A 15,878-nucleotide genomic window follows, 5' to 3' on the forward strand; every position below is an offset into this window, starting at 1 on the left:
CACCGCGTGATCCGCGAGCAGGGGATCAGAAGTTCGGCTTTTCCGGGGCGTCCTTGTACGCCGCGACGCCCGCGAGGATTTCCTGCTTGGCGTCCTGGGCATTGCCCCAGCCCTGCACCTTGACCCACTTGCCCTTCTCCAGATCCTTGTAGTGCTCGAAAAAGTGGCCGATGCGATCGCGCCAGTGCTGCGGCACGTCGTCGATGTCGTTGATATGGGCGTAACCGCCGAACACCTTGGTCACCGGCACGGCGATCAGCTTGGTGTCTTCGCCGGCTTCGTCCTGCATGCGCAGCATGCCCACCGGACGGCAGCGGATGACCGAGCCCGGGATCAGCGGCAGCGGCATCACGACCAGCACATCGACCGGATCGCCGTCGCCGCACAGCGTGTGCGGCACGTAGCCGTAGTTGCAGGGATAACGCATCGGGGTGGAGAGCACGCGGTCGACGAAGATCGCGCCGGTGGTCTTGTCCACTTCGTACTTCACCGGCTCCGCGTCCTTCGGAATCTCGATGATGACGTTGATTTCGTTCGGCACGTCCTTGCCGGTCGGTACGAGGTCGAGGCCCATGACTGCTCCTGGAACTGGCCCCGAGGCGGGGCGAAGGGCGCGAAGGATACGGCAAACGCTGCTGCGTCGCAGCATGCGGCGCCGGCGGTCCGGGCGTCCCCGGGCAGGGCAGGAGTGGCCGATATGGCGGGCGGTGCGCCCGGCAGCCAGGGGCGAGGGCAGGGCGCACGGCCGGGGATGTAACGATTCGCTACATCACCAGGCCCGGAAACGGGGGATGCCGGGGCCGCGTGGGCCCCGGCGGGTCTGTGTCAGCGCAGCAGTGGAATCAGCAGCAGCGCGACGATGTTGATGATCTTGATCAGGGGGTTGACGGCCGGGCCGGCCGTGTCCTTATACGGATCACCCACGGTGTCGCCGGTGACGGCCGCCTTGTGGGCGTCCGAACCCTTGCCACCGTGGTTGCCGTCCTCGATGTACTTCTTGGCGTTGTCCCAGGCGCCGCCGCCGGTTGTCATGGAAATGGCCACGAACAGGCCCGTGACGATAGTGCCGATCAGCATTCCGCCCAGGGCCTGGGCGCCCAGCAGGAAGCCGACCGCCACGGGTACGGCGACAGGCAGCAGGGACGGCCACATCATTTCCTTGATGGCCGCCTGGGTGAGCATGTCGACTGCGCGGGAGTAGTCCGGCTTGGCCTTGCCTTCCATGATGCCGGGAATCTCCCGGAACTGCCGCCGCACCTCTTCCACCACGGATCCGGCGGAGCGGCCCACCGCCTCCATCGCCATGGCGCCGAACAGGTAGGGAATCAGGCCGCCTATGAACAAGCCGATGATCACCATGTGATTGGAAAGGTCGAACGTTGTCGCCTTGCCCACCACGGCGAGGTTGTGGGTGTAGTCGGCGAACAGCACCAGCGCGGCGAGACCAGCGGACCCGATGGCGTAGCCTTTGGTCACGGCCTTGGTGGTGTTGCCGACGGCGTCCAGCGGGTCAGTCACAGCGCGCACTTCCGGCGGCAGTTCGCTCATTTCCGCGATGCCGCCGGCGTTGTCGGTGATCGGGCCGTAGGCATCCAGCGCGACGATCATGCCGGCCATCGACAGCATGGCCGTGGCCGCAATCGCAATGCCATACAGCTCGCCCAGCGAGTAGGCGCCCCAGATTGACGCACACACCGCAAGCACCGGGTAGGCGGTGGACTTCATCGAAATGCCGATGCCGGCAATGATGTTGGTTGCATGGCCGGTGGTGGACGCCTTGGCGACATGCCGCACCGGGCTATATTCCGTGGCGGTGTAGTACTCGGTGATCACCACCATGGCGGCGGTCAATGCCAGGCCGATCAGGGCGCAGCCGTAGAGTTTCAGCGGTCCGGCCGTCGCGCCGGCGAGCAGCATGGTCGTGATCGGATAGAACGCGATGGCCGCCAGCACGCCCGAGACAATCACGCCGGCGTACAGCGCGTTCATGATCTTTGCGCCGGGCTTGGCTTTCACGAAGAACGTGCCGACGATCGAGGCGATGATCGACACGGCGCCCAGGAGCAGCGGATACAACGCTGCCGTCGAAGGATCGACGCCGATTTTCGTCGCCATGATGCCGCCCAGCAGCATCGTCGCGATGACGGTGACCGCATAGGTTTCAAACAGGTCCGCGGCCATGCCGGCGCAGTCGCCGACGTTGTCACCCACGTTGTCGGCGATCACCGCCGGGTTGCGCGGGTCATCTTCGGGAATGCCGGCTTCCACCTTGCCGACCAGGTCGGCGCCCACGTCAGCGCCCTTGGTGAAGATGCCGCCGCCCAGGCGCGCGAAAATCGAGATCAGCGACGAGCCGAAGGCCAGGCCGACCAGGGAATGGAGCGCATCGTTGGTGGACTGGCCCATCTTGAGCAGGATGAAGAAGTACCCGGCGACGCCCAGCAGGCCAAGGCCCACCACCAGCATGCCGGTGATGGCGCCGCCGCGGAAGGCGACATCCAGTGCGGCCGAAAGGCCGGACCGTGCTGCCTCTGCCGTGCGCACATTGGCACGAACGGAAATGTACATGCCGGTGTAGCCGGCAAGCCCTGAAAGGACGGCACCGAGCGCGAATCCGATCGCGCTTCCCCAATTGAGCGCGAACCCCATCACGGCGAACAGCACGACGCCGACGACGGCGATGGTCGTGTACTGCCGGTTCAAGTAGGCACTGGCGCCGACCTGGATCGCCGCGGCGATTTCCTGCATCCGTTCGTTGCCGGCTGGCTTCGCCAGGATCCAGCGAATCGACCAACCTCCATAAAGAATCGCCAGAACCGCACAGCCCAGGACGATCCACCAGCCGTTCTCTTGCAGCATCGAACTCTCCCGTCGTTCACGCACGCATCAAAAGGCAACCCGAGGTGCCGGCAGCGTAAGGACGTGTTCGGTGCTTCTTCCAGACGCGAACACGCCGGTGTTCGCGAGCCCGTGGTCCGGGCTTGCGAACCTGACGACACTCTCAAGCGGAAGTACAGCAGACCAACGGGCCGAGTATAGCCAGCGTTTTGCGTTTGTGGCTTCTTGCAACGCAAAAGGTGTCGCCTGCGCTACGCGGAAGGGCGATCGGCACCCCAGTGCAGGGGCGCAGGGTGGGATTTGCTACGGCTTTGGCGGCGCCGCGGCGCCGCGGGAACGACCGGCGTCGGTGCCGGTCGTCCGCGTGTCACGCAAAAATGGCGAAACCGGTAGCGATCACTTGTCGGCGATGCGGTATTCCGGCAGCTTTTTCGCTACCAGCACCTTCTTCAGCCGCGCGTACTTGGGCAGGCCGTCCTTCCCGTAGGGCGGGTAGGCTTCGCCGCGGATCAACGGTTCCAGGTAGCGGCGGGCCGCCTCGGTGATGCCGTAGCCGTCGCGGCTGATGTAGTTCTTCGGCAGCTTTTTCTCGTGATTGGCCACCTTGGCCAGCGGTGCAGCCTCGATTTTCCAGCGGTACGGCGCATCGGACACGCGCTTGATCACCGGCATGACCGCATTCTTGCCGGCCAGCGCCAGTTCCACCGCGGCCTTGCCGACCGCGCTGGCCTGTTCGAAATCGGTCTGCGAAGCGATGTGGCGGGCGGAGCGCTGGAGATAGTCCGGAAGCGCCCAATGGTATTTGTATCCAAGCTTGCTCTTTACCAGTTGCGCCAGTACCGGCGCGAGTCCGCCCAGCTGGCTGTGGCCGAAGGCGTCGCGCGTGCCCGCTTCGGCCAGGAACTGGCCTTCGGCATTGCGCAGCCCTTCGGAGGCGACCACGGTGCAGTACCCCACGCGCTCGACCGTCGCCTTGACCTTCGCAAGGAACGCTTCTTCGTCGAAGGCGATCTCCGGGAACAGGATGATGTGCGGCGGCTCGTCGGCGTTCTTGCCGGCAAGGCCGGCGGCCGCGGCGATCCAGCCGGCATGACGGCCCATCACTTCCATGATGAAGACCTTGGTCGAGGACTCGGCCATCGACTCGACGTCGTAGCCGGCTTCCAGGATCGACAGCGCGGTGTATTTGGCCACGGAGCCGAAGCCGGGGCAGCAGTCCGTGACCGCCAGGTCGTTGTCGACGGTCTTGGGCACGCCCACGCAGGTGACCGGATAGCCCAGTGCCTTGCCGATCTGCGAGACCTTGTGCGCCGTGTCGGCGGAATCATTGCCGCCGTTGTAGAGGAAATAGCGGATGTCGTGCGCGCGCAGCACGTCGATCAGGCGTTCGTACTGGGCACGGTTGTCTTCCAGGGACTTGAGCTTGAACCGGCAGGAACCGAATGCGCCGCCCGGGGTGTGGCGCAGGGCGGCGATCGCCGCAGCGCTTTCCTTGCGGGTGTCGATCAGTTCTTCGCGCAGCACGCCGATGATGCCGTTGCGTCCGGCCAGGACGGGAACGCCATTGGCGCGCGCCGTCTCTATCACGGCGGCGGCGGTGGCGTTGATGACAGCGGTAACGCCGCCGGACTGGGCATACAAGAGCTTGCCTTGGCTCATGGGGAACTCCTTCGGACAGCCGGTCGGGCCGGCTTTTATGCAGTGGGGGAATGCTCGGACGAACAGCGACGGCACCGCCGCGCAGCCGGCAACACGAAGGCCTTCGTGGGGGCCGTGTGCGTTGCAATTGTTTGACTAACCGGGTTGCTGCCGCTAGCGTTCGCGGGAGAGTCTAACCTAGGCCCCGGCATGCCGAGGGCCCTTCCCCAGGAACCATTTACCCATGCGTATCGTGCTACTCGGGGCGCCCGGCTCAGGCAAGGGCACCCAGGCGAGCCAGTTGAAGGCCGAACTGAACATTCCGCACATTTCCACCGGCGACCTGCTGCGCGCGGCGGTCAAGGCCGGCACGCCGCTGGGCCTGAAAGCCAAATCCGTGATGGACGCCGGCCAGCTGGTGTCTGACGAGATCGTCCTGGGCATGCTCGAGGAGCGCCTGGAACAGCCCGACGCACGCGCAGGCTTCATCCTCGACGGCTATCCGCGCAACCTGGCCCAGTGCGAGGCGCTGGACGCCCTGCTCGCGCGCCTGCGCCAGCCGGTGGATATCGCCCTGCAACTGGTGGTTCCGAACGAGCTGATCGTCGATCGCCTGGCGGGCCGGGCTGCGGCAGAAGGTCGCAAGGACGACACCCCCGAGACCGTGCGCGAGCGCCTGCGCGTGTATGCCGAACAGACCGCCCCGGTGGCGGGCTATTACGAAAAACGCGGCAAGCTCACCGTGCTGGACGGCGTGGGCGAACTGCGTGAGGTCTACCAGCGCATTCTTTCGGCGTTGCCGCGCGTCGCGGCCTGAGCCGCACGACATTCCGGATTCGCGCGGAGGCCGGCGTGCCTCCGCGCTGCGCATGTCCCGAGGTTTCCGCAGCGCCCGTTTCTAGCCCTGCGGCTCCTCGCGCTTGCGGATCAGGAGTCGAAGCACGCCCTCGTCCGCCGATTCGTCCAGCAGCACATGGCCGACCCGCGTGCAGTGCACCTGCACATCGATCAGGGCGTGCGGGTCGTCCGCGACGAGGCAGATCACCTGGGACGGCAGGGCATCGCGCAACGCCGCGCGCAGGCGGCGCAACGGCTGGGGGCAGACCAGGCCGCGCGCATCCACCAGAATGTCGTAGTCTTGCGCGCGCGTTGGCATGGCCAGTACGGAACGATGGATGCGTGAACTGTTTTTGATCGTACGCGATATCCTGCGCTTCAAGCGGGGTCCGCAGGATCTCCCCTACGCGCCAAACCTGGTGGCGATCGTGGTGATCGTGGCATCGGCCCTGGGCGTGCTGGAGGGGCAGGTTCCACGCAAGGCGGAAGTTTCCGTCTACGCCATCGTGTTCGGCGATCTCTATTGGCTGCTGGTCACCTACCTGCTGCTCCAGGTGCGCCAGGTGCCCGAGCGATTTGTCCAGACCACGCTCGCCTTCTTCATCACCGACGCGCTGTTCGTCCTGGCGCGTATCCCGGCGGACCTGATCCTTGCCGGCGTCGCGCCGAACGCAACGGAACTGGCGCCCGGCCAGGCCTGGGCTGCCCTGCTGATGCTGGGTCTCGTGATCTGGCAGCTGTGCGTCAAGGCGCATGTCTTCCGCCATGCCCTGAACATTCCCCTGGCCGGCGGATTCCTGGTGGCGCTCTCGTGCGTGGCCGCCCAGATCATCCTGATCACGGCGCTCTTTGCTAACCCCAAGGTCTGATCGATGCATCTGCATATTCTGGGAATCTGCGGCACCTTCATGGGCGGCGTGGCCGCGCTGGCGCGCGAACTGGGCCACCGGGTCGATGGATCGGACGCGAATGTGTATCCGCCCATGAGCACGCAGCTGGAGGCGCTGGGCATCGGGCTGATGACGGGCTACCACGCGGCGCACCTGGAACCGGCGCCGGACCTCGTCGTCGTGGGCAATGCCCTGTCCCGCGGCAATCCGGCGATCGAGCACGTGCTGTCGCGGCGCCTGGCCTATGTCTCCGGCCCGCAGTGGCTGGGCGAGACGCTGCTGCGGCAGCGCCGTGTCTTCGCCGTGGCGGGTACGCACGGCAAGACCACCACGACCGCCATGCTGGCCTGGATCCTGGAATCCTGCGGTGCCTCGCCGGGTTTCCTCGTGGGAGGCGTTCCCGGCAATTTCGGGGTGTCGGCGCGCCTGGGCCGGGGCGAGGCATTCGTGATCGAGGCCGATGAATACGACACGGCGTTCTACGACAAGCGCTCGAAATTCGTGCACTACCGCCCGTCTGTGGCCATTCTCAACAATCTGGAATTTGATCACGCGGACATTTTTCCCGATGTGGCCGCGATCCAGCGCCAGTTTCATCATCTGGTGCGCACGGTGCCCGGCAACGGACGCCTGATCGTCAACGCCGAGGACCGGCGTCTGGCAGAGGTTCTCGCCCAGGGGTGCTGGACGCCCGTTACCCGGTTCGGCATGGACAGTGGCGACTGGCAGGCGCGCCTGCATGCAGCCGACGGCTCCGTGTTCACCGTCGTTGTCGAGGGCACAGAGCGCGGAACGGTTCGCTGGGACTTGATCGGTCGCCACAACGTGATGAACGCCCTCGCTGCGCTGGCAGCCGCAGACCAGGCCGGCGTCGACACGAGCGAGGCGATTGCCGCCCTTGCGCAGTTCCAGAGCGCGCGGCGGCGTCTGGAAACCGTCGGCGAGCACGGCGGCGTGCGGGTGTATGACGACTTCGCCCACCATCCGACTGCCATTGCCACGACGCTGGCGGGCCTGCGCGCACGCGTGGGCGATGCCCGAATCCTGGTGGGCATGGAGCCGCGGTCCAATTCGATGCGCCTGGGTGCCCACGCGGACGAGCTTGCTCCGTCGTTGGCCGATGCGGACGCGGTCGTGTTTCTGCAGCGCGCGGAACTGCCCTGGGACGCCGCCAGGGTCACCGGTGCGCTGAGCGGCCGCGGCCGCGCCGTGCCGACGGTCGACGCGCTGCTCGACGCCCTGCGCGACCAGGCGCGGGGCGGTGACCACGTCGTGTTCATGTCCAATGGCGGGTTCGAGGACGCGCCGCGCCGGTTCGTGCGGCTGCTCGCCGGCGGCTGACGGCCCCCAGCCGCGACCGCGGTGTCGCGCTAGACTGCTCGCGTGAACCTCGACGACATTCCACTGTTTCCGTTGAGCACGGTGCTGTTTCCCGGCAGCTACATCACGCTGCGGATCTTCGAGCCGCGCTATGTCGACCTGGTGCGCCATTGCACGCGCACCGGCAGCGGGTTCGGGATCAGCCTGATCCTCGAAGGCCGCGAGGCCGGCGAGCCGGCCCTGCCGGCTGCCGTGGGCACCCTGGGGATGATCGAGGATTTCTTCACGCTGTCTGACGGACTCCTGGGCATCCGGGTCCGCGGCAGCAGGCGCTTCAAGGCGAAATCGACCCGGATCCGCGATAACGGCCTGATTCATGCGCAGGTGCGCTGGTGGGCCGAGGAGGCGCGTATTCCCGTGCCGCCTGAGTACAGCCTGCTGTGCATCGTGCTCGAACGCCTGCTCGAGCAGGTCGGTGGCGATCACGCCAAGGCCGAGCGCAGCGCCTTCGACGATGCCAGCTGGGTGAGCTTCCGCCTGGCGCAGCTGTTGCCGGTGGAGGACACGGAGCGCCAACGCTGGCTGGAGCTCACCGATCCGATCGCCCGTCTGGACGAACTCCTGCACTGCATCCCGCGGTTCCAGAGCGCCTGACTCCCGCCGCTTGCCGCCGCGGCGCGCCTGCACCATGCTCGGTGGTCCCTGAGCGCGCGAAATGGAACCACGCATGAGTCATCTCACCGGCCGTACCCTGTTCATCACCGGCGCATCGCGCGGTATTGGCCTGGCGATCGCCCGGCGCGCCGCCCGCGACGGCGCCAACATCGTGATCGCGGCCAAGTCCGACGTGCCCAATCCCAAATTGCCGGGAACGATCCACTCCGCCGCGGCGGAGATCGAGGCGGCGGGCGGCAAGGCCCTGGCGCTGAAGGTGGACGTGCGCGAGGAAGACCAGGTGCAGGCCGCGGTGGCCCAGGCGGTGGCGACGTTCGGCGGCATCGACATCCTGGTCAACAATGCCAGCGCGATCTGGCTGGCCGGTGTCACCGGCACGCCGATGAAGCGCTACGACCTGATGCACCAGGTGAACGTGCGTGGCAGCTACTTGTGCACGCAGGCCTGCTTGCCGCACCTCAAGCGCGCGCTCAATCCACACGTGCTGATGCTCGCGCCGCCCATCAACCTGTCACAGAAGTGGTTCCAGCATCACACGGCGTACACGATGTCCAAGTACGGTATGGCGATGGCGGCCTACGGCCTGGCGGCGGAACTGGCCAAGGACGGCGTCAGCGTCAACGCGCTGTGGCCGCGCACGGTGATCGACACGGCCGCCCTGGCCATGCTCGGCGGCATGGCGCGTCCGGAGAACTGCCGCAAGCCCGAGATCATGGCGGACGCTGCGCATTGGATCTTCACCCAGCCCCCGCGCAGCCTCAGTGGACAGTTCCTGCTCGATGAGGATGTCCTGCGCAAGGCGGGCGTGACGGATTTCGACGGTTACGCCGTCCAGCCGGGCGCGCCGCTCTTGCCCGACCTGTTCCTGGATTGATCCCCCGTCGCGGCGGAAAAGGAGATTTCATGCGCTACCTGCACACGATGGTTCGCGTGCGCGACCTGGATGCCTCGCTGCGGTTCTTCTGCGATGCGCTGGGACTCCACGAGACGCGTCGCAAGGAATACCCGCAGGGCCGTTTCACGCTGGTGTTCCTGGCGGCGTCGGAAAGTCCCGAGGCGGAAGTGGAGCTGACCTACAACTGGGATCCGGAAGACTACGGCACCGCGCGCAATTTCGGTCATCTCGCCTTCGCGGTGGATGACATCTACGCCGCCTGCGAGCGGTTGCAGGCGCAGGGCGTCACGATCAATCGTCCGCCGCGGGATGGTCGCATGGCCTTCGTGCGATCGCCTGACCTGATTTCGATCGAGCTGCTGCAGAAGGGGGATGCATTGCCGCCACGCGAGCCCTGGACGTCGATGCCCAATACGGGCACCTGGTAGTCGCGCTGCCGGGAGCGTAGCGCGGCCGCGGTGGCGGCCGCGCCGGTCAGGCCTGCGAATCCAGTGCCTGGCGCAGGTCGGCAATCAGATCCTCTGCGTGCTCCAGTCCGATGGACAGGCGCAACAGGTCCGGCGGTGAGACGGGATGCGCGCCCTCCACTGAAGCGCGATGCTCGATCGTCGACTCGCAGCCGCCGAGGCTGGTGGCGTTGGTGATCAGCTGCAAACGTGCGGCGACCGCCAGGGCGCCGTCGCGACCACCGCGTGGGCGCAGGCTCATCATGGCGCCGAAGTCGCGCATCTGCGCGCGCGCGGTGGCGTGGCCCGGGTGCGTGGCCAGTCCCGGGTAATGCACGGCGGCGATCGCCGGATGTCCCGCGAGGAATTCGGCTACCGCACGGGCCGTGGTGCAGTTCCAGGCCATGCGCGCCGGCAGCGAGCGCAGCCCGCGCAGCGTCAGCCAGGCATTGAACGGCGACAGCACGCCGCCGGTGATGTGGCGGCGGTGCGCGACGCGGTCGTAGCGCGCGCCTTGCTCCGCGAACACCAGCGCACCGCCCATGACGTCGCTGTGGCCGCCGAGGTATTTGGTGGTCGAGTGCAGCACCACGTCGGCACCCAGGGCGAGTGGATTCTGCAGCGCAGGCGTTGCGAAGGTGTTGTCGCAGGCAACCAGCGCGTCGGCGGCCCTGGCCGCCTTGGCGACAGCGGCGATGTCGGTCACTTCCAGCCCGGGATTTGAGGGGGTTTCCAGCCAGACCAGGGCGACATCCGGGCCCAGTGCGCGTTCGACCGCTGCGGTGTCGGTCATGTCGACGGCCCGGGTACGGATGCCCCGCTCCGGCAAGAATTCCGTGGCCAGGATGCGCAGCCCGGCGTAGCAGTCACGCGGGATCAGCAACTCGCTGCCGGACGGCAGGGTTTCCAGCAGGGCGGTCGCCGCGGCCATGCCCGAGCCGAAGGCCAGTGCGGCCGGTCCGCCCTCGAGGGCGGCCAGCGCCGTCTCCAGCCGCGTCTGGGTCGGATTTCCCTCGCGGACGTACTCGTAGCCCGCCTGCCGCTCGCCCGCGGGGCCGTGGCGGAAGGTGGTGGCCAGATGAATCGGCGGCGATAGCGCGCCGGTTTCCGGATCCGGCGCTCCGCCGGCGTGCACGGCCAGTGTTTCCAGGCGCATCGATCTCTCCCGCGGTGGTGAACGGTTCGAGTGTGGCCGTTACGACGCGGCCGACCAAGAGCCATCCGCGCGCCGGGCGCGGCGCAGTGGCCCTCGACAGTGCCGATGGACGGGATCGTCATATCCCCCGGCCGTCCGTCGTGGCGGTGCGTCGCGCATAATCGCCGGCCACCCAGTCCCTGCGAGACGACCGTGAACGCGCCAGATACCACCGCTGACCTCCTCGCCTATGCCGACCGCTACTACGTGCCCGTGTACCGGCCGCGACGGATCGTGCTGGAGCGCGGCGCCGGCTCGCGCGTGTGGGACAAGGACGGTCGCGACTACCTCGATTTCGGCGCCGGCATTGCCGTCAATGCGCTCGGCCACGCCAATCCGGAGCTGATCGGCGCACTGGCGGCGCAGGCCGCGCGGCTGTGGCACACGAGCAACGTCTTCGTCAGCGAGCCGCCGCTGCGCCTGGCCGAGGATCTGGTGCAGTCGTCGGGATTCGCCGAGCGCGTGTTCCTGTGCAATTCCGGCACGGAGGCCAACGAGGCGGCGATCAAGATGGTCCGCCGCTGGGCAGCGGCCCAGGGGCGCAGCCCGGACCGCCGCGTGATCCTGACGTTCCAGGGGTCCTTCCACGGACGCACCCTGGCCGCCGTCACCGCGACGGCGCAGCCGAAATACCAGGAGGGCTACGAACCGCTTCCCGGTGGCTTCCGCTATTGCGCGTTCAACGACCTGGCTGCCGTCGAGGCGGCAATGGACAGCGGCGACGTCGCCGCGGTGATGGTCGAGCCGGTCCAGGGCGAAGGCGGTGTCGTGCCGGCGGAGCCCGGCTTCCTCAAAGCCCTGCGCGGGCTGTGCGATCGCCATGACGCCCTGCTGGTGTTCGACGAGATCCAGTGCGGGATGGGCCGCACCGGCAAGCTGTGGGCCTGGCAGTGGGACGGCGTTGCGCCCGACATCCTGACTGTCGCCAAGGCCCTGGGCGGAGGCTTCCCGATTGGCGCGTTGCTCGCCGGTCCGCGCGTTGCCCACACTCTGCAATTCGGCAGTCACGGAACCACGTTTGGCGGCAATCCGCTGGCGGCGGCCGTGGCCCGCGTCGCGCTGGCCCGGCTGCGGTCGCCGGAACTGCTGGCCAACGTGGAACAGCAATCGCAGGCGTTGCGGAAGGGGCTGGAGGAAATCGACCGGGATCTCGGTCTTTTCCATGAGATCCGCGGCCGCGGCCTGATGCTGGGTGCGGCGCTGGCCGAGCCCCTGCGCGGCAAGGCCGGCGACATGCTCGACCGGGCGGCCGAGCACGGGTTGCTCATTCTGCAGGCGGGGCCTGACGTGCTGCGTTTCGTGCCGGCGCTGAATATCACGACGGCGGAGCTGGCTGACGGACTGGCCCGCCTGCGATTGGGCCTGGCGGGCTTTGCTTCCCGTGTCGGCAACGGATAGTGCGGGGACGTAGCCCGGGACCGTTGCGGCCCCGGGCTCGCGGCGTCTAGCCCTTGAGTGCCGCGCGCAGGGCGTCGCGGGCGGTATCCAGGGTCTGGGCGATCACGGCATCGTCGTGGGCGCTGCTCAGGAAGCCGGCCTCGAAGGCCGACGGAGCCAGGTAAACGCCGCGTTCGAGCATGCCGTGGAAGAAGCGGTTGAACAGCGCGGTATCGCAGGCAGTCGCCTGGGCAAAGGTTTCCACTTTTTCCGACGTGAAGAAGAGGCCGAACATGCCGCAGATGGCGTTCGTCGTCATCGGCACGCCGCACTCGGCGGCGATCGTCGCGAAACCGTCGCTGAGGGTGTTTGTCCTGCGGGCGATATCGGCATAGAAGCCGGGCGCCTGGATCAGTTCCAGCATTGCAAGACCGGCGGCCATCGCGACCGGATTCCCCGACAGCGTTCCGGCCTGGTAGATCGGTCCGCTCGGGGCGATCTGGCTCATGACGTCGCGGCGTCCGCCGTAGGCACCCACCGGCATGCCGCCGCCGATGATCTTGCCGAAGGTCGACAGGTCCGGCGTGATGCCGTAGTGCTGCTGCGCGCCGCCCAGGGCAACGCGGAATCCGGTCATCACCTCGTCGAAGATCAGCAGCGCGCCGTGGCGCGTGCACAGATCGCGCAGGGCTTTCAGATAGCCCTCGCGCGGCAGGATGCAATTCATGTTGCCGGCGACCGGTTCGATGATCAGGCCGGCGATGTCGCTTCCTGCTTCCTCGAACAGGCGCTCGGCGGCAGCCAGGTCGTTGTAGGGCAGGGTGAGGGTGAGGTCGGCAAGGCCCGCCGGAACGCCCGGGGACGTCGGCACGCCAAAGGTCAGCGCGCCGGAACCGGCTTTCACCAGGAAGGCATCGCCGTGGCCGTGGTAGCAGCCCTCGAATTTCACGATCTTGTTGCGCCCGGTGAACCCGCGGGCCAGGCGGATCGCCGCCATGGTCGCCTCGGTGCCGGAATTGACCATGCGGACCATTTCCAGCGACGGCACCAGGCGCGTCACCGTTTCCGCCATGGTGACTTCTGCCGGGCAGGGTGTGCCGAAAGAAAGTCCGTCGTCGATGGCGCGCGCCACCGCCGCGCGAACGTGCGGGTGGTTGTGGCCGACGATCATCGGCCCCCAGGAGCCGACGTAGTCAATGTAGCGCTTGCCCTCGACATCCCAGAGATAAGGACCGTCGGCGCGTGCGGTGAAGAACGGCTCGCCGCCGACGGACTTGAACGCCCGTACGGGCGAGTTCACGCCGCCCGGCAGTTTCAGGCGGGCGCGTTCGAAGAGTTCGTGATTGGTGGTCATGGCAGGTTCGATCATGGGGATGGGAAGAGCGAGGCAAACCGGCTCGCCGCGCGGGTGATGTCGCCGGTTCCGAACACGGCGCTGATCACTGCGACAAAATCCGCGCCGGCTTCGATGAGAGGGCCGGCATTTTCCGGGGTTATGCCGCCGATCGCCACCCGTGGGACGTCAAGCGCGGCCGCGCGCCGCAGCAGTTCCGGGGTGGCGCGCCGGGCTGCCGGCTTCGTGGAGGAGGGGTAGAACGCCCCGAATGCCACGTAGTCGGCGCCCCGCGCGGCCAGGGACCGGGCGCGATCGAAGTCGTCGTAGCACGACACGCCGATCACGGCGGAGTCGCCCAGTCGGGTGCGTGCGGCGGCGATGTCCGCGTCGTCTTCACCCAGATGGACACCCGCCGCCACCTGCGCCGCCAGCTCGACGTCGTCGTTGACGATGAAGCCCGCGTCGTGGCGCGCACACAGTGCCGCGAGGGCGCGCGCCTCTTCAGCGCGCCGCGCGGCATCCTGCGTTTTGTCGCGGTACTGCACGAGCCGGGCACCGCCCGCCAGCGCGGCGGTGACGGCGGCCACCAGGTCGGCGCGTGGCCCATCCGTGATCACGTAAAGGCCGGGGCGGGCGAGCAGGGGGTGGCGCATGGGCGGCTCCGCAACAAAGCCCGGCAGTCTACCGGTGTTTGGGGCCCTGGCTATTTGAATGCGGCAATGGCCGCTGCGACAATCCGCGTCCCCTATTCCAGCCGATCCAGCCCCATGTCCGAAGCTATCGCCCCGGCCGCCACCGACGCTCCCTATCGCACCTTCATGTGCGTGGTCTGCGGATACATCTACAACGAAGCGGAGGGCTGGCCTGCCGATGGCATCGCCGCCGGTACGCGATGGGAGGATGTTCCGGAAACCTGGACCTGCCCGGATTGCGGCGTGACCAAGTCCGATTTCGAGATGGTGCAGGTCTGAACCACATTGGTTCGGTCCGTTTGGCCTGCCGGCCCGGACCGAACCGCCGGATTGCCCGCCCTCAGTTGATCCGGGGAGAGGGTCCGGAGCAGGCGATGAGCTGGTTGAGGACCGCCTCGGCATCATCCGCCTGGGGGGCGAGCGCCAGATAGCGCCGAAAATCCTCGCGCGCGGCGCGCAGGTGTCCGAGCTTCACGTAGAGGTTGCCGCGCTCGCGCAATTCCGCCAGGGACAGCGGGTCGAGCGTCACGAGCCGGTCGGCGCAGCGGACAGCCTTGTCCCAGGCGCCGCGTTCCTCGTAGCCCGCCTTCAGATTGCGCAGCATGCGCGCGATGATCGCCCGGTGGCTGGCCGGTTCGAGCAGGTGTGCGAGCCGCTGATCATCGACCTCGCGGGCGGACAGCTCGCTCCTGGCGCGACGGCGCAGCTCATTGAGGTCGAGCGTGCGGCCACGATGGAACGGATCGAGCACCACGATGCCTTCCTCGACCGGCAGCCGCACCAGGAAATGCCCGGGGAAGGAAACCCCCTCCAGCGCCAGTCCCAGCTTCTGGGCGACGCTGATCTGGATCACGGCCAGTGAAATGGGGTTGCCCAGGCGTCGGTCCAGCACGTCATTCAGATAGCTGTTGCGCGGATCGAAATAGTTGCGTTCGTCGCCGGCGAAGCCCAGTTCCCCGAAAAGAAAGCCATTGAGGCGGGACAACTGCGCCGTTTCGGACCCGGCGCTGGAAAAGTCGGCGGAGAGCTGCGCAGCGTAGGAAGCGATCCGCTCCTCGTAGGCCGCGGGTTGGAGATCGGGGTATTCGTCTTTGGCGATGAGAAGGGCTGCCGAGAGCAGCGAGATATCGCGGTCTGCCGCGTGTTGCAGGCCTAGCCAAGGATCGTTCATTCGATTCCTCCGATGGCGCTGGACCCATGGTAGCGGAATGGGGTGTCGAATCCAGTGTTGGATGCCACGGCTTGGTCATTCCCGCGACACGCACAGGGCACGTGACGGTGGTGGTATCAGCGTGCAAGCGATTGCCGCCCGCTGGGGCGGTCGTGCGGGAGGATCCATGAAAGCGTTTGTGCCAGCCCGCGATGAAGATTGGCGGGAAGCGTCGCAGGAATCCTGGCTGCTGGTGCCTTACCGGCCGGGTTTGCCATGCCACCACGCCTTGCGCGTGGCGGCTGATGGGGCAACGGAAAGCGATGGCCTGCCGGTCAGCGGTGAAACTCCAGCTTGTCCCCGGGCTTGACCCCGATCTTGGCGGCGGTACCGGCGTTGAGCTCAAGCACGTACTGGGCGGGGCCTTCCGACGGGTAGGCCGGGCACGGATCAGCCTTGCACGGCTGGACATCGTGCTGAACGTTGACGAGCTTGTAGTTCTTGTCGAAGTAGAGGATGTCCAGTGGAATCAGGGTGTTCTTCATCCAGAACGCCTGCATGGCTTCTTCCGGGAACAGGAAAAACATGC

The 15,878-nt window shown here is 67.1% G+C and carries 17 protein-coding genes (1 of these 17 cut by a window edge); 8 read left to right on the forward strand and 9 right to left on the reverse strand.

Annotation, left to right across the window (positions count from 1 at the left end):
- Positions 1–25 precede the first annotated feature (25 nt).
- The 3 genes from ppa to N4264_RS05125 all read right to left on the reverse strand — a co-directional run bounded on the left by ppa (position 26) and on the right by N4264_RS05125 (position 4,497).
- On the reverse strand, positions 26–574 hold the full coding sequence (gene ppa, locus N4264_RS05115; RefSeq protein ID WP_261695996.1) for an inorganic diphosphatase: 549 nt from the start codon (positions 572–574) through the stop codon (positions 26–28).
- Positions 575–825: 251 nt separating this feature from the next.
- Positions 826–2,859, reverse strand: coding sequence for a sodium-translocating pyrophosphatase (locus N4264_RS05120; RefSeq protein WP_261695997.1), 2,034 nt, complete (start codon positions 2,857–2,859; stop codon positions 826–828).
- A gap of 375 nt (positions 2,860–3,234) precedes the next feature.
- The gene (locus N4264_RS05125; protein ID WP_261695998.1) at positions 3,235–4,497 is read right to left on the reverse strand and encodes a 6-phosphofructokinase; all 1,263 of its coding nucleotides are present in this window, start codon (positions 4,495–4,497) and stop codon (positions 3,235–3,237) included.
- A 223-nt stretch (positions 4,498–4,720) separates the two neighbouring features.
- Here N4264_RS05125 and N4264_RS05130 point away from each other — a divergent pair, with 223 nt between their 5' ends.
- On the forward strand, positions 4,721–5,293 hold the full coding sequence (locus N4264_RS05130; protein ID WP_261695999.1) for an adenylate kinase: 573 nt from the start codon (positions 4,721–4,723) through the stop codon (positions 5,291–5,293).
- Positions 5,294–5,374: 81 nt separating this feature from the next.
- On the opposite strand, the gene N4264_RS05135 is transcribed toward N4264_RS05130, so the two are convergent.
- Positions 5,375–5,632, reverse strand: a complete 258-nt coding sequence (locus tag N4264_RS05135) for a sulfurtransferase TusA family protein (RefSeq protein WP_261696000.1) — start codon at positions 5,630–5,632, stop codon at positions 5,375–5,377.
- 19 nt (positions 5,633–5,651) lie between these two features.
- On the opposite strand from N4264_RS05135, the gene N4264_RS05140 reads away from it, so the two are divergent.
- The 5 genes from N4264_RS05140 (at position 5,652) to N4264_RS05160 (ending at position 9,521) form a co-directional block, all read left to right on the forward strand.
- Positions 5,652–6,182, forward strand: coding sequence for a hypothetical protein (locus N4264_RS05140; protein ID WP_261696001.1), 531 nt, complete (start codon positions 5,652–5,654; stop codon positions 6,180–6,182).
- Between the two features lie 3 nt (positions 6,183–6,185).
- Positions 6,186–7,544 (forward strand): UDP-N-acetylmuramate:L-alanyl-gamma-D-glutamyl-meso-diaminopimelate ligase, encoded by a 1,359-nt coding sequence (gene mpl / locus N4264_RS05145; protein ID WP_261696002.1) that lies wholly within the window; start codon positions 6,186–6,188, stop codon positions 7,542–7,544.
- Between the two features lie 42 nt (positions 7,545–7,586).
- Positions 7,587–8,177, forward strand: a complete 591-nt coding sequence (locus N4264_RS05150; RefSeq protein ID WP_261696003.1) for an LON peptidase substrate-binding domain-containing protein — start codon at positions 7,587–7,589, stop codon at positions 8,175–8,177.
- Between the two features lie 73 nt (positions 8,178–8,250).
- The gene (locus N4264_RS05155; protein ID WP_261696004.1) at positions 8,251–9,072 is read left to right on the forward strand and encodes an SDR family oxidoreductase; all 822 of its coding nucleotides are present in this window, start codon (positions 8,251–8,253) and stop codon (positions 9,070–9,072) included.
- 29 nt (positions 9,073–9,101) lie between these two features.
- The gene (locus N4264_RS05160) at positions 9,102–9,521 is read left to right on the forward strand and encodes a VOC family protein (RefSeq protein WP_261696005.1); all 420 of its coding nucleotides are present in this window, start codon (positions 9,102–9,104) and stop codon (positions 9,519–9,521) included.
- 46 nt (positions 9,522–9,567) lie between these two features.
- On the opposite strand, the gene N4264_RS05165 is transcribed toward N4264_RS05160, so the two are convergent.
- On the reverse strand, positions 9,568–10,695 hold the full coding sequence (locus tag N4264_RS05165) for a trans-sulfuration enzyme family protein (protein WP_261696006.1): 1,128 nt from the start codon (positions 10,693–10,695) through the stop codon (positions 9,568–9,570).
- A gap of 192 nt (positions 10,696–10,887) precedes the next feature.
- On the opposite strand from N4264_RS05165, the gene N4264_RS05170 reads away from it, so the two are divergent.
- Positions 10,888–12,132, forward strand: coding sequence for an acetylornithine/succinylornithine family transaminase (locus N4264_RS05170; RefSeq protein WP_261696007.1), 1,245 nt, complete (start codon positions 10,888–10,890; stop codon positions 12,130–12,132).
- Positions 12,133–12,178: 46 nt separating this feature from the next.
- On the opposite strand, the gene hemL is transcribed toward N4264_RS05170, so the two are convergent.
- Both hemL and thiE read right to left on the reverse strand, forming a co-directional pair.
- Positions 12,179–13,465 (reverse strand): glutamate-1-semialdehyde 2,1-aminomutase, encoded by a 1,287-nt coding sequence (hemL, locus tag N4264_RS05175; RefSeq protein ID WP_261696008.1) that lies wholly within the window; start codon positions 13,463–13,465, stop codon positions 12,179–12,181.
- A gap of 11 nt (positions 13,466–13,476) precedes the next feature.
- Positions 13,477–14,100, reverse strand: a complete 624-nt coding sequence (gene thiE, locus N4264_RS05180) for a thiamine phosphate synthase (RefSeq protein ID WP_261696009.1) — start codon at positions 14,098–14,100, stop codon at positions 13,477–13,479.
- 66 nt (positions 14,101–14,166) lie between these two features.
- Here thiE and N4264_RS05185 point away from each other — a divergent pair, with 66 nt between their 5' ends.
- Entirely contained in the window at positions 14,167–14,418 is a 252-nt protein-coding gene (locus N4264_RS05185; RefSeq protein WP_425508310.1) for a rubredoxin, read from the forward strand.
- 61 nt (positions 14,419–14,479) lie between these two features.
- Here the strand turns inward: N4264_RS05185 and N4264_RS05190 are convergent, their stop codons facing one another.
- On the reverse strand, positions 14,480–15,310 hold the full coding sequence (locus N4264_RS05190; protein ID WP_261696011.1) for a SirB1 family protein: 831 nt from the start codon (positions 15,308–15,310) through the stop codon (positions 14,480–14,482).
- Between the two features lie 314 nt (positions 15,311–15,624).
- Positions 15,625–15,878: the 3' portion of a DUF192 domain-containing protein gene (locus N4264_RS05195; protein ID WP_261696012.1), read on the reverse strand. 178 nt of this gene lie beyond the right edge of the window; 254 of the gene's 432 nt are visible here — the last part of the coding sequence; the start codon falls outside the window, past its right edge; its stop codon occupies positions 15,625–15,627.

Origin of the sequence: Tahibacter amnicola (genome assembly GCF_025398735.1) — a bacterium.
Lineage (GTDB): Bacteria > Pseudomonadota > Gammaproteobacteria > Xanthomonadales > Rhodanobacteraceae > Tahibacter > Tahibacter amnicola.

Excerpts from the sequence above, each read along its gene's own strand:
- hemL (WP_261696008.1), bottom strand. The coding sequence starts at position 13,465 with ATGACCACCAATCACGAACTCTTCGAACGCGCCCGCCTGAAACTGCCG.
- N4264_RS05165 (WP_261696006.1), bottom strand. The coding sequence starts at position 10,695 with ATGCGCCTGGAAACACTGGCCGTGCACGCCGGCGGAGCGCCGGATCCG.
- N4264_RS05185 (WP_425508310.1), top strand. The coding sequence starts at position 14,167 with ATGGCCGCTGCGACAATCCGCGTCCCCTATTCCAGCCGATCCAGCCCC.
- thiE (WP_261696009.1), bottom strand. The coding sequence starts at position 14,100 with ATGCGCCACCCCCTGCTCGCCCGCCCCGGCCTTTACGTGATCACGGAT.
- ppa (WP_261695996.1), bottom strand. The coding sequence starts at position 574 with ATGGGCCTCGACCTCGTACCGACCGGCAAGGACGTGCCGAACGAAATC.
- N4264_RS05140 (WP_261696001.1), top strand. The coding sequence starts at position 5,652 with ATGCGTGAACTGTTTTTGATCGTACGCGATATCCTGCGCTTCAAGCGG.
- N4264_RS05130 (WP_261695999.1), top strand. The coding sequence starts at position 4,721 with ATGCGTATCGTGCTACTCGGGGCGCCCGGCTCAGGCAAGGGCACCCAG.
- N4264_RS05125 (WP_261695998.1), bottom strand. The coding sequence starts at position 4,497 with ATGAGCCAAGGCAAGCTCTTGTATGCCCAGTCCGGCGGCGTTACCGCT.
- mpl (WP_261696002.1), top strand. The coding sequence starts at position 6,186 with ATGCATCTGCATATTCTGGGAATCTGCGGCACCTTCATGGGCGGCGTG.
- N4264_RS05120 (WP_261695997.1), bottom strand. The coding sequence starts at position 2,859 with ATGCTGCAAGAGAACGGCTGGTGGATCGTCCTGGGCTGTGCGGTTCTG.
- N4264_RS05155 (WP_261696004.1), top strand. The coding sequence starts at position 8,251 with ATGAGTCATCTCACCGGCCGTACCCTGTTCATCACCGGCGCATCGCGC.
- N4264_RS05160 (WP_261696005.1), top strand. The coding sequence starts at position 9,102 with ATGCGCTACCTGCACACGATGGTTCGCGTGCGCGACCTGGATGCCTCG.
- N4264_RS05135 (WP_261696000.1), bottom strand. The coding sequence starts at position 5,632 with ATGCCAACGCGCGCGCAAGACTACGACATTCTGGTGGATGCGCGCGGC.
- N4264_RS05190 (WP_261696011.1), bottom strand. The coding sequence starts at position 15,310 with ATGAACGATCCTTGGCTAGGCCTGCAACACGCGGCAGACCGCGATATC.